The following is a 13115-nucleotide window of genomic DNA, read 5'->3' as shown; positions in this document are numbered from 1 at the left end:
CTATTGAAGGTTCACGAACGCGCCGCCGTCGACCAGCAACGATGCACCGGTGACGTAGCGTGCGAGATCCGACGCGAGGAACACGACCGGACCGACCAGATCGTCGGGCTCGCCCAACCGGCCGAGCGGGACGCGGGCGGCCATCCGCGCACGCTTGTCCGCGTCGGCCAGATCCTCCTTGTTGATGTCGGTCAGAATGGTGCCCGGAAGAACCGAGTTACAACGGATACCGTACCGCCCCAGCGCGATCGCGGTCGACTGCATGAGCGAATGCAGGCCGGCCTTGGTAGGTGTGTAATGCGTCTGGTATTCGCCGCCGACCAGCGCCGAAATCGACGACACCGCGACGATCGCGCCGCCCTGCCCCTGCGCCACCATCTGGTTCGCCGCCGCCTGGACCATGAAATACGCACCGTGCAGATTGACGCGCATCGTCCGCTCGAACGTCTCGACCGGCATGTCCAGAAACGCGTGGAACGGACAGATTCCGGCGTTGTTGACGAACACGTCGACCTTTCCGAACGCATCGACCGCGCGCGCGATGAAATCCCTGGCGGTCGCAGGATCCGCGACATCGCCCTGTACCGCGATCGCGCGCTGGCCCAGCGCTTCGATCTCGGCCACCGCCCCCGCGGCCCCTGCCTCGTCGCGCGCGAAATTGATCACGACGTCGGCGCCGTGTCGCGCCGCGCCGATCGCGACCGCGCGACCGATCCCCGCCGATGCCCCCGTCACCAATAGCGTCTTGCCGTCGAGCAATCCCATCGCGTTCCGTCCTTATCTGGGTTCGGGTTCGGACCAGCCGAGGTCGAGGCTGATCGCCTGTGCGGTTCCACGCACCTCGTCGGTCAGCCCCGCCATCCGCTCGTCGTCCATATATTGCGCCGCGCTGGACACGCTGATCGCGCCGACGATCCGGCCGCTCGCGTCGCGTACCGGCGCCGCGACGCAGCGGATCAGATCTTCGTTCTCCTCGAGGTCATAGGCATGGCCACCCGCGACATAGCCCTGCATCCGCGCCTGCCAGGTCGGGAAATCGATCGGTCGCGCGCCGCTGCCGCGATCCTCCGCTACCATTGCCGCCCAGCCTTCCGGCGCGTCGTCGAGCAACAGCGCCTTGCCGAGCCCGGTCGCGGTCAGCGGCTGGCGGTCCCCCACCCGGCTGCTGATCTCGACCCGGCGGCGTCCCGGAATCTTGTCGAGGTAGAGCGCGCGGTCGCGGTCGCGCACGCCGATATGCACGGTGTCCTCGGTCGACGCGGCGAGACTTTCGAGATGCGGGCGCGCGACCTGGACGATATCGGTCTGGCGTTGTGCGGCGAAGCCCAGCTCGAGCAGCTTGGGCCCCGACAGATATCCGAGACGCGGCGTGAAGGTGATGTAGCGGCGCTCGATCAGCGCGGTCGCCAGCCGGTGCGCGGTCGATCGCGTCAGCCCGAGCCGGCTCGCGAGGTCCGCCAACGTCACCGGACCATCGACCACCGCCTCGATCACGTCGAGGCCGCGCAACAATGTCTGGCTTCCGGACGAGGCCCGAGCAGCAGCATCCGGTTGCGCCTGCTGCGAAGAAGCATTTGACGGATCATTTCTCATTTAATAACATCCATTCCCATAATATGGAAGATAGCGCAGCGGCTGGCAAGCATTCGAGTGAAAACTCGTACCGCATGATGGAACGACGTATCTGCCTTTTCGCGAAAGCAGGAAAGAGAGGAACCGCATGGGTCTGTCCCGCATCAAGCATGTTCGCGCTTTCACCGTGCGTGGTGGCGGCGCGGATTATCACGATCAGGGCGCCGGCCACTGGATCGACGACCACATCGCCACGCCGATGGCGCGCTATCCCGAATATCGCCAGTCGCGGCAGAGTTTCGGGATCAACGTGCTCGGCACGTTGGTCGTCGAGATCGAGGCGGAGGACGGCACGATCGGCTTCGCAGTGACGACCGGCGGCGAGCCCGCCTGCTACATCGTCGAGAAGCATCTCGCGCGCTTCCTGGAAGGACGAAACCCCGCCGAGACCGAGAAGATCTGGGACCAGATGTATTTCTCGACGCAATATTACGGCCGCAAGGGGCTGGTCATCAACGCCATTTCCGGGGTCGACCTCGCGCTGTGGGACCTGATAGGCAAGCTGCGCGACGAGCCCGTCCACCAGTTGCTCGGCGGCCCGGTCCGCGACGAACTGCAATTCTACGCGACCGGCGCGCGACCCGATATCGCCAAGGAACTGGGGTTCATCGGTGGCAAGCTGCCGCTGCATCACGGACCCGCCGAAGGGCTGGAGGGCCTCCACAAGAACGTCGAACTGCTCGCCGACATGCGCGCGAAATGCGGACCCGACTTCTGGCTGATGTACGATTGCTGGATGGCGCTCGACGTCGATTACGCCACGCGCCTCGCCATCGCCTGTCACGAGCACGGCCTGAAATGGATCGAGGAGGCGATCAGCCCCGACGACTACTGGGGCTATGCCGAACTCAAGCGCAACGTCCCCAAGGGCATGCTGGTGACGACCGGCGAGCATGAGGCGACCCGCTGGGGTTTCCGCATGCTGATGGAGATGGAGTGCTGCGACATCATCCAGCCCGATGTCGGCTGGTGCGGCGGGATCACCGAACTGCTCAAGATCAGCGCGATGGCCGATGCGCGCGGCAAGATGGTCGTGCCGCACGGCTCGTCGGTCTACAGCTATCACTTCGTCATCACGCGCCACAATTCGCCGTTCGCGGAGTTTCTGATGATGCATCCCGGCCCTACCGAGGTCGTCCCGATGTTCGCGCCGCAACTGCTCGGCGAACCGGTGCCGATCAATGGCCGGATCAAGGCCAGCGCGCTCGACAAGCCGGGCTTCGGCGTCGCGCTGAACCCCGACATTCCGCTCCACCGCCCCTACACGCACTGAGGATATGTCATGAAGCTCTGCCGCCACGGCCCAAAGGGTGCCGAAAAACCGGGAATGATCGACGCAGACGGCCGCATCCGCGACCTGTCGGCGGTGATCCCCGACCTGACCGTCGACGCGATCGCCGGCCTTGCCGATATCGACCCCGCCACGCTGCCCCTGGTCGAGAACGCGCCGCGCTACGGCGTGCCTGTTGCGGGGGTCGGCAAGATCGTCGCGATCGGCCTCAACTACCGCGATCACGCGATCGAATCGGGCCTGCCGATCCCGACCGAACCGATGATGTTCATGAAGCCGCTGTCGAGCCTGTCCGGTCCGAACGATCCGGTGATGCTGCCGAAGGGCTCGACGCATAGCGACTGGGAGGTCGAACTGGGGGTCGTGATCGGCAAGACCTGCCGCTACGTCGACAAGGCCGATGCGATGGATCATGTCGCCGGCTACGTTCTGGTCAACGACGTATCGGAGCGCTTCAACCAGAAGCAGCGCGGCTCGCAATGGTCCAAGGGCAAGGGGCACGACACCTTCTGCCCGACCGGCCCGTGGCTGGTGACACCCGACGAGATCGGCGATCCGCAAGACCTGGCCATGGCGCTCGACGTCAATGGCGAGCGGATGCAGACCGGCAACACCAAGACGATGATCTTCGCGATCGACGAACTGATTTCGTACGTCAGCGAATACGTCACGCTGGAGCCCGGCGATCTGCTCATCACCGGCACCCCGCCCGGTGTCGGCGAGGGCAAGAAACCCGCGTCGATCTTCCTGAAGGCCGGTGACACCATGCATCTGGCGATCGACGGCCTCGGCGAGCAGACGCAGATGGTCGTGGCGTGGCAGCATCCACGCGATGCGGTGACCGCATGAGCCTGTACGCGGGCCGCTTTGCCGGTCGGACGGCGATCGTGACAGGCGGCGCGTCGGGTCTGGGCAAGGCGGTCGCGGCGCGGATCGTCGCCGAGGGCGGCCGGGTAGCGCTGTGGGATCTCGACGCGGACAAGCTCGCGACAGCGCGTACGGAGATACGCGCAACGCATGTCGAGGCGCTCGACGTGGCCGATGCCGGCGCGGTCGAGGCTGCGGCGGCGGCCACGCATGCTGCCCTTGGTCCGGTCGACATCCTGATCTGCGCGGCGGGCATAACCGGCGCCACCGCCCCCGTGCACGACTATCCCATCGACAGCTGGCAGCGCGTGATCGACATCAACGTCAACGGGCTGTTCTATTGCAACCGCGCGGTCGTGCCGCTGCTGCTGGCGAACGGCTATGGCCGGATCGTCAACGTCGCATCGGTCGCGGGCAAGGAAGGCAACCCCAACGCGTCTGCCTATTCCGCGTCGAAGGCGGCGGTGATCGGCTTCACCAAGTCGCTCGGCAAGGAACTCGCGGGCAAGTGCGGCCCCGGCGGGATAGTCGCCAACGCGATCACGCCGGCAACCTTCGAAAGCCCGATCCTCGAGCAACTGCCGCAGAGTCAGGTCGATTACATGCGCGGCAAGATCCCGATGGGGCGGCTCGGCGAAGTCGACGAATCCGCGGCGATGATCTGTTTCATGGCCTCGGACGAATGCAGCTTCACCACCGCGTCCACGTTCGACACGTCGGGGGGCCGCACGACCTTCTGACGCTCCGCCGACCACGACCCACGTCTTACGGTCACCGGTAAAAACCGGGGCCGCCCGTTCCAGAGAGGATAGCGGCATGGCCGTGATCGATCCCGTCCCGTTCGTCGATGCCCATGTCCATTTCTGGCAGCCGGGTCGGCTGGACTATGCGTGGCTGACGCCGCCTTTCGCGGACGATGGCCCGAACGGCAACGTCTCGGCGATCGCGCACGATTACGGTCCAGCGGACTATCTGGACGAGGCTGCGCGCTGGAACGTCGTCGGCGCGGTTCATGTCGAGGCTGGTGCGGCGCCGTCTCAGGCGATCGCGGAGACCGACTGGGTGCAGGCCGCCGTTGCAACGCAATCCTTGCCGACCGCGATCGTCGCCTTCGCCGCGCTCGATGCACCCGATATCGACGCGCAACTCGCCGCACAGGCCGACCGCCCGGCGGTCCGCGGCGTCCGCCAGATCGTCAACTGGCATCCCGATCCGAACCGCACCTACACGCCCCGAGACATGACGACCGACGAGCGCTGGCAACACGGCTTCGCGCGCCTTGCCGATCACGACCTGTCGTTCGACCTGCAAGCCTATCCCGGCCAGTTCGCGACGCTTGCCAAAATGATCGAACGGCACCCCGACATCCCGGTATTCCTCAATCATGCCGGCATGGGCGTCGACGGCGAAACCGACTGGCGCGACGGCCTGCGCGCGCTGGCCCGGTTGCCGCACGTGGCGATCAAGCTGTCCGGCCTCGGTTTCGCGCTCCGCCCCTGGGACGCCCGCGCAGCGCGTGACCGTGTCCGCCGCGCGATCGACCTGTTCGGCACCGACCGCGCGATGATGGCGAGCGATTTCCCGACCGACCGGCTGTTCGCTTCGTTCGACGATACGCTGGCGATGCTCCACGATTCGGTAGCGGACCTGTCCGAAGACGAACGCCGCGCACTGTTCGCGGGCAACGCGAACCGCCTCTACCGCCTCGGGCTCGACCTCGCCCCCGCTTTCGACGGAGACGTCCGATGACTCCCAACCCGCTGCTCGGCGTCGGTTTCCATTGGCTTGGCGGGCTCGCGTCGGCGAGTTTCTACGTCCCCTATCGCGGCGTGAAGCGCTGGTCGTGGGAGATCTACTGGCTGACCGGCGGGATCGTCTCGTGGTTGATCGCGCCCTGGCTGTTCGCCGCGTTGCAGACCGAGGATCTGCTGGGTGTGCTGGCGGCGGCGCCCCGCCGCGCGATCCTGTGGCCGATCGTGTTCGGCATGCTCTGGGGTTTCGGTGGCCTCACCTATGGTTTGACGATGCGCTATCTCGGGCTGTCGCTCGGCATGGCGGTCGTGCTGGGGCTGTGCACCGTCTTCGGCACGCTGATCCCACCGCTGTTCCAGGGTGATTTCGCGGCGAAACTGCTCGACACGACCAGCGGACTCATCGTCCTGCTCGGTCTCGGCGTGACCCTGCTCGGGATCGTCGTCGTCGCGCTGGCGGGCGCGCGCAAGGATGCGGCGCTGTCGGTCGAGGCGAAGCGCGCCGCGGTCGCCGAGTTCGACTTCCGCAAGGGGATCGGCGTCGCGATCTTCTCGGGCATCATGTCGTCCTGCTTCGCGTTCGGGCTGGCAGCGGGCGAACCGGTCCGCGTGCTGTCGGGCGCCGCCGGTACGGGTGCGCTCTGGACGGGGCTTCCGGTGCTGTGCCTCGTCATGTTCGGCGGCCTCGTCACCAACGGCATCTGGTGCACGATCCTGATCGCGCGCAATCGCAGCGCCGGCCAGTGGATCGGACGCGCGAGCCGGATCAGCACCGCCGGCAGCGGCATCGGCACCGACGTCGTTCCCGACGTCGACGGGAGCCGAACGCCGCTCGTCGCCAACTTCCTGCTCTGCGCGGTCGCCGGTCTCGCCTGGTATTTCCAGTTCTTCTTCTACACGATGGGCGAAAGCCAGATGGGGCGGTTCGGCTTCTCGTCCTGGACGCTGCACATGGCCTCGATCATCATCTTCGGCACGCTCTGGGGCTTCGCGTTTCGCGAGTGGCGGGATGCGGCACCACGGGTCCGCGCGACCGTCTGGGGCGGCGTCGCGCTGCTGGTGCTGGCGACCGTCATCATAGGCTATGGCAACAGGCTCGCCGCATGACGCGTCTCGCACTCGTTTTGGCGCTCGCCGCGGTTCCAGCAATGAGCGCGGCACCTGCGACATATACCAACCCGGTGATTTTCGCGGACTATTCTGATCCAGACGTCATCCGCGTCGGCGAGGACTATTACCTCGTCGCGTCGAGCTTCCACTTTTCGCCCGGGATACCGATCCTGCATTCGCGCGATCTGGTGCATTGGCGCATCCTCGGCCACGTCCTGCCGCGCCTGCCGTTCGCGCCCGAATACGACATGCCCGGCCCCCACACGCTGACCGACGCGATCTCGAAGCCGGTCGGCGGCACGCGCTATGCCGGCGGCGTCTGGGCACCCTCGATCCGCCATCACGCCGGACGCTTCTACGTCTATTGGGCTACCCCCGACGAGGGCATCTTCATGGCCACCGCGACGCGTGCCGACGGCCCGTGGAGCACGCCCGTCAAAGTGATCGACCAGCCGATGCTGGAGGACCCCTGCCCGTTCTGGGACGATGACGGCACCGCCTGGCTGGTCCATTCGCGGCACGGCGCGGGCCCGCTGATCCTCCACCGGATGAGCGCGGACGGCACCCGCGTGCTCGATACCGGCACGACGATCGTCGAGGACAAGGTCAACCTCCCCATCCTCGAAGGTCCCAAGCTCTACAAGCGCGACGGCTGGTATTACATCCTCGCGCCGTTCGGCGGGGTCGAGAAGGGCGCGCAGGTCGCGTTGCGCACCCGCGACATTCGCGGCCCTTACGAACAGCGCGTGGTGCTGCGCCAAGGCACGACCAAACTGGAAGGACCGCATCAGGGCGGCTGGGTCGAGACACCGTCCGGGCAAGGCTGGTTCGTACATTTCAATTCGACCGGCGCGTTCGGCCGGATCAGCTATCTCGAACCGCTGCGCTGGGTCGATGGCTGGCCTCTGATCGGCGCGCCGATACCCGGCTCCAGCGCCGGCCAGCCGGTCGATCGCCACGCGGTCCCGGACACGCGGAACAGTCCCGCGCCGTACCGCCTGCAAGCATCCGACGAGTTCTCCACCAGTACGCTGGGTCCGCAATGGGAATGGAACCACAATCCCGACGACCGCGCGTGGAGTCTGAGCGCCCGTCCCGGTTTCCTGCGCCTGACCGCGTTACCCGCCGAGCATCTCGTCACCGCCCGCAATACGCTCACCCAGATCCTGCAAGGCCCATCGAGCCGAATCACCGCGCGCATCGATCCGCGCCGGATGGTCGACGGACAACGCGCCGGGCTGTCGCTGTTCGGCGTTCGCCCGAGCTGGATCGGCCTAGTCCGCGCGGCGGGCAAGACGCGCGTGACGCTCGCACGCGAAGGCGTCGAGACCGCCGGCCCCGTGCTCACCGGCACCCGCATCGACCTGCGCGCCGACGTCACCGCGGATCAGCGCGTCGCCTACAGCTACAGCCTCGACGGCAAGACCTTTGTATCGATCGGCATGCCGATACCGCTCGCACGCTTCTCCTGGTGGAAAGGGTCGCGCCCCGCGCTGTTCACGTTCACCCGCGACAGGCCGGGCGGATCGGTCGACGTCGACCGCGTGGTGGTCGATACGCCCATTCCTGCCGGGAGATCCTGATGGACCGCCGCCACTTCCTCGCCGGGACGACCGCCGCCGCCGCGACGCTCGCCCTGCCCCGCGCCGCAGTCTCCGCCGCGCCGACCGATACACCGGTCTTCAAGACGGCGAACACGCGCTGGCAGGCGGCCTACGACAAGGCGCTGGCTGTGCTCGCCGCCAATGTCCGGACCATGCCCTATGTCAGTGCCCCGGTGCTGATCGAAGGCGCGACCTATCAGGGCATCTGGCAGGAATGCGGACCGCACGAAGCACTCGTCTATCGTCACTGGCGTCCCGACGTCGCGCGCAACAGCCACACGACGTTCTTCGATCTGCAACGCGCCAATGGCCAGTTGCCGGCGAACAACAAGATCACGGAAACGAGCTTCGGCCAGATCCAGATGGTCGTGCCGATCGCCGCCACCGGCTGGGAACTCGCCCGCGCCACCGGCGACGAGGCCTTGCTCGCCCAGGCCTATCGCGCCTGTTCGGCATGGGACGATTGGCTCGTGCGTCACCGCAACACGCGCGGCACGGGCCTGATCGAGGGGTTCTGCACCTATGACACGGGCCACGACAACAGCCCGCGCTGGGCCGGGATGCCGAACCAATGCCCGAACAAGGACGCCGCCACGCATCACCCGATCGCGTCGCTGCCCCGTCTTTGCCCGGACCTGTCGGCGACCGTCTTCGGCGCGCGCCGCGCGCTGGCCGCGATGGCGCGCGCGCTGGGACACGCCGACGAAGCGGCCCGCTGGGACGAACGCGCGGAGACGATCCGTCGCCTGATCCTGTCGCGGCTGTACGACGCGACGGACGCCGCCTTCTACGACCGCGACCCGCAGGACCGGTTCGTCCGCGTGCGCGGCGACGTCATCAGCCGGGTATGCGGCGAGCATGTCGTCGACCAGCCGATGTTCGACCGAATCTGGCAGCAGCAGCTCGGCAACCCCAAGGCGTTCTGGAGCCCCATCCCGCTACCGTCGATCGCGCTCGATGACCCCAGCTTCGTCCGGCCGATCCCCGCCAACAGCTGGGGCGGTGCATCGCAGGCCCTCACCGCATTACGTGCGGGGCGGTGGTTCGATCATTACGGTCGCTCCGCCGAGTTCGGGACGATGATGACCGCGTGGTGCGACGCGATCCAGGCGGACGCGTCGATGCGCCAGCAACTCGATCCGCTGACCGGTCGCTTCACGCAGGAAGACGCACCCGGCTATTCCCCCGCCGCGCTGGTGATGGTCGATTATACCTGGCGGCTGGTCGGCTTTCACGAGGACGCGGACACGATTCACTGGAACATCCGCCCGAAACATCCCGCAGCGATGGGCACGATGCTAAGCCGCCGGACCGACGACGGGCGGATCGCGACGATCCACTATAGCGCCCAAGGCGCCACGCTGACGCTGGACGGCACGAGAGTTGCGCGCATCGACGACGGCGCAGTCCGGTTGACGACCGACAGGAATGGCAACCCCACAGCATTACGGGGTATCGAGCCAGGCGTCCAAAGAATACGCCTGTCCGTAGCCAATCGGTCGCCGGTTCATATGAATCTAGCGGCGAATACAGACTACCCATTCAACCGGATACGCGAAAACTTTTAGTATCCACCCCGCGTCAGAGGCCAAGCCGACCTTGCCGTATGGCCGTAAATACGTACGGGCGTCGGCCCGGATCGGCCATCTCGCCACCGCGAAAGTGGCGTCCATAAGAAAAGGCCCGCCGCGAACGGCGAGCCTTTATGCGCTATCCGATCAGAACTTGACGGTCGCACCGACCGACAGGCTGCGGCCCAGCGAGTCGTAGCGCTGCGGGATCGTGTTCGTGCGCGCGAGGGCGACGTTGTACGAGTCCGGAACGATCGGGGCGCTCTTGTCGAGCAGGTTGTTCGCGATCAGGCGCAGCGAAAACGCCTTGTCGATCGCGAAGTTGAGCGCGAGGTCGAAATAGCTCTTGGGCGAAACGCGGAAGTAGCTGGTCCGCGCGCGCGCATCGGTGCCGCCGATCGCCGGATCACCCGAATTGTCCGCGTTGGTCAGCGATCCGACATAGCGCCAGTTGAACGAGGCGCTGAAGCCGCGGTCGAGCGTCGTGTAGGTTGCGCGCAGGCCATGCGACCATTTCGGGATCAGCTGGCCGCAGCCATTGCCGTAGTAGCCGGCGCAGTTGCGGGTCGGCTGGAGCGGCGAGTCCTGCCCCCCTGCAAACGTCGTCAGCGAGCCGTTGAAGTTCCAGTCGATCTTGCCCGCGCTGGCGAGATCGAGCGTGTACTGTGCCTGGAAATCATAACCGCGCGCGATCGACTTGTAGAAGTTGGTCGTGCCCTGGCGGATGAAGCCGGTGGAAGGGTTGGTGCCGGCCGGCGAATAGAGCGTGCCGGTGCCCGGGTTGCGGACGATGCCTTGGCAGAAGAACGCGTCGCCGTTCGAACGCTGACAGCCATCGGTGTAGTAGCTGAAATCATTATAGCCGAGCGAATCGTCAATCTTGATCTTGTAGCGATCGACCGAGAAGACCAGCCCGCGCACGAACCGCGGCTTCACGATCAGGCCATAGGTCTGCGTGTAGGCGGTTTCGGGATCGGCGGTGAAGCCACCCGAGCGTACCGTACATCCGGTCGCACCGGTCGACGCATCGCCCGGGCAGATCAGCGTCGGGCTACCATAAAGCGCGTCGGACAGGCCGGTCGCGCGGCACACGTCGCGCGAGGCGATCGGCGTGCCGTACGTCACGCCGCCATTGGGGTTGCTGGTGACGGTCGGCGCGCAGAAATCGTTGATCGTGCCCGATCCGCCGCGGGCGAACTCGACGTTCGTCGCCTGGCGGATTTCGGTCACCGTCGGTGCGCGCTGCGCCTTGTTGAACGAGGCGCGGAACGTCAGGTCGCTGACCGGCGCGTATATGCCCTCGATCTTCCAGGTGTTGAACGTGCTCGGATTGCTGCTGTACTTCGACACGCGGTAGCCACCGTTGGCCTGCAGCAGATCGGCGAACCGCTTGTGCTGGACGAGCGGCACCTGCACTTCGACGTTGGCCTCCCAGACGTCCTGCTTCAGGTACGTGTCGTTGCCGCCGAGGCCAGCGCGATACACGCTGTCGGCGGTCGATTTGAGCGTATCCTTGCGGTATTCCGTCCCCAGCGCGATCGCCACGCCCTGCTCCGCGAACGGCGAAGTGATGCCGTATTTGCCGAGGTCGCCGGTGACGTTGGCCTGGACGTCGTACAATGTGCCCGTGGTGACCGATGTCCCCCGGTCATACAGATAGTCGATGAGCGCCGGATTGGTGTTGCCGGCGCTGAACGCGTCGAACGGGACGCAGGCGGCATCCGTGGTCGTGGCACAGGTCGGTGCGGCGCGCGTGCCGCCGACGTTGATCGCGTTCTGCAGGTTGGTCGCGTTGACGAAGCTCGGCGTGTAATCCTGACGGTTGCGGGCATAGACGCCGCCGACGTCATAGGTCCACGCGTCGCCGGCCTTGCCACGAAGGCCGCCGGTCAGGCGCACGCCGGTGTTCAGATAGGTGTCGGGCTGATCATTGCCCTCGCCCAGACGATAGCGAAGGTCGATGGGCGCCGTCGTAGCCGTACCAGCCGCGGCGCCGCAGATCGCGGTCGCTTGCGACCCCGACAGGAACGGGTTGTCGCAGTTCACCTGGACGCCGCCGCCCGCGATCGCCGGGTAGTTGTTGTACGACTTGTCGCGGAACCAGATGCCCGATGCGTACAGCTCGGCGTCCGGTGCGATGTCGAGGCTGACGAAGCCGCCGGCGTTCACGCGCTCCGACGGACGCTGATACGCGTAGTTGCTGAAATAGTTCGAGGCGTTGCCCGCGCCCGGACCGAACGGAACGAACGTCCGCGTGCCGTTGGGGTTGTTGACGTATTGCGCGTTGGCGTTCGCACCGCTCTGCGGCGTGATGAGCCCACTGGTCGAGCTGCTTGGCGTCAACCCGCACGACAGCGGCGCGTTCAGCGTGGTCTGCGTCAGGTAGCACCCCGAGTTCGAGCGCTCCGACAACAATACCGGATCGGTATGCTTGTAGTTGACGAACCCGTTGATCCGCAGCGCGCCGTCGAACAGCTTCTTGCCCGCCGTCACCGTGACGTCGACCCGGCCACCGTCGTTGGTCAGGCCGCGCGGGCTGCTGAAGCCCGATGCGCGCGCCAGCGACGACACGACCGTGTCCTTGTTGTTGTGATTGTAGAGATTGTAGTTGCCGTCGATCTGAAGCCCTTCGAAATCCTTCTTCAGGACGAAGTTGACGACACCAGCGACCGCGTCCGAACCATAGACCGACGAGGCACCGCCGGTCAGCACGTCGACGCGCTCGAGCAGCGACGGCGGAATGATGCCGACGTCCTGCCCGTTCTGCGTGCCGAGGCGCTTGCCGTCGATCAGCACCAGCGTACGCTCGAACCCGAGGCTGCGCAGCTTGATGCGCTGGCGACCGTCGGAGTCGTTATAGGTCTGCTGGCTGTCCGGCGCGATCTGCGGAAGGCGGTTCAGCACGTCCTCGACGTTGACTGCGGCCTGTGCGCGGATGTCCTGCGCAGTGACCGAGGTGATCGGCGCTGCGGATGTCGTGTTCGGCCGCTGGATGCGCGATCCCGTCACGACGATCGCGCCGCTCGACTGGGCATCGCTCGACTGGGCATCGCGGCTGGTCTGATCGGCGGCTGCGGTAGCGGTCGTCGCATCGGCCTGGACCTTGGCGTCGGCGGGGGTCGTCGCCGCTGCCTGCGCGGGCGTCACGGCCGGTGCATCCTGCGTCGTTGCGGGTGCGTCCTGCGCCGTCGCGGGCAAGTCCTGCGCCAGCGCGGGTAAGGCCGAAAAGACGAGAGAACCGACGAGTGCGATCCGCGAAACAGAATGGCCGAAGTGCATACCTACCCCT

At 66.3% G+C, this 13115-nt stretch carries 10 protein-coding genes; 7 read left to right on the top strand and 3 right to left on the bottom strand.

Going from position 1 to position 13115, the window contains the following annotated elements:
- Together C8J45_RS01280 and C8J45_RS01275 are read right to left on the bottom strand one after the other, a co-directional pair.
- Complete coding sequence (locus tag C8J45_RS01280; RefSeq protein ID WP_107961580.1) at positions 1-765, bottom strand: SDR family NAD(P)-dependent oxidoreductase; 765 nt, start codon at positions 763-765, stop codon at positions 1-3.
- A gap of 12 nt (positions 766-777) precedes the next feature.
- Entirely contained in the window at positions 778-1593 is an 816-nt protein-coding gene (locus C8J45_RS01275; RefSeq protein WP_107961579.1) for an IclR family transcriptional regulator, read from the bottom strand.
- A gap of 127 nt (positions 1594-1720) precedes the next feature.
- Between C8J45_RS01275 and rhmD the strand changes: the two genes are divergently transcribed.
- From rhmD to C8J45_RS01240, 7 genes are all read left to right on the top strand, one after another.
- On the top strand, positions 1721-2905 hold the full coding sequence (gene rhmD, locus C8J45_RS01270; protein WP_107961578.1) for an L-rhamnonate dehydratase: 1185 nt from the start codon (positions 1721-1723) through the stop codon (positions 2903-2905).
- Between the two features lie 9 nt (positions 2906-2914).
- Positions 2915-3772, top strand: coding sequence for a fumarylacetoacetate hydrolase family protein (locus C8J45_RS01265; RefSeq protein ID WP_107961577.1), 858 nt, complete (start codon positions 2915-2917; stop codon positions 3770-3772).
- Complete coding sequence (locus C8J45_RS01260) at positions 3769-4530, top strand: SDR family NAD(P)-dependent oxidoreductase (protein WP_107961576.1); 762 nt, start codon at positions 3769-3771, stop codon at positions 4528-4530. The genes C8J45_RS01265 and C8J45_RS01260 overlap by 4 nt, the downstream gene beginning before the upstream one ends.
- Positions 4531-4606: 76 nt before the next feature.
- Positions 4607-5539: an amidohydrolase gene (locus C8J45_RS01255; protein ID WP_107961575.1), complete on the top strand. Its 933-nt coding sequence runs from the start codon at positions 4607-4609 to the stop codon at positions 5537-5539.
- A complete protein-coding gene (gene rhaT / locus C8J45_RS01250; protein ID WP_107961574.1) occupies positions 5536-6648 on the top strand; it encodes an L-rhamnose/proton symporter RhaT in 1113 nt (370 codons plus the stop codon). The genes C8J45_RS01255 and rhaT overlap by 4 nt, the downstream gene beginning before the upstream one ends.
- Positions 6645-8234 (top strand): glycoside hydrolase 43 family protein, encoded by a 1590-nt coding sequence (locus tag C8J45_RS01245; protein ID WP_107961573.1) that lies wholly within the window; start codon positions 6645-6647, stop codon positions 8232-8234. Before rhaT ends, C8J45_RS01245 begins: the two co-directional genes overlap by 4 nt.
- Positions 8234-9823: an alpha-L-rhamnosidase gene (locus C8J45_RS01240; protein ID WP_181321056.1), complete on the top strand. Its 1590-nt coding sequence runs from the start codon at positions 8234-8236 to the stop codon at positions 9821-9823. The genes C8J45_RS01245 and C8J45_RS01240 overlap by 1 nt, the downstream gene beginning before the upstream one ends.
- A 150-nt stretch (positions 9824-9973) precedes the next feature.
- Here the strand turns inward: C8J45_RS01240 and C8J45_RS01235 are convergent, their stop codons facing one another.
- On the bottom strand, positions 9974-13105 hold the full coding sequence (locus C8J45_RS01235) for a TonB-dependent receptor domain-containing protein (protein WP_258191218.1): 3132 nt from the start codon (positions 13103-13105) through the stop codon (positions 9974-9976).
- Positions 13106-13115 lie beyond the last annotated feature (10 nt).

The sequence above is a fragment of the Sphingomonas sp. PP-CE-3G-477 genome (assembly GCF_003050745.1).
Lineage (GTDB): Bacteria > Pseudomonadota > Alphaproteobacteria > Sphingomonadales > Sphingomonadaceae > Sphingomonas.
The sequence above is the reverse complement of the archived record's forward strand: the minus strand, read 5'-3'. Positions and strand labels throughout refer to the sequence as shown.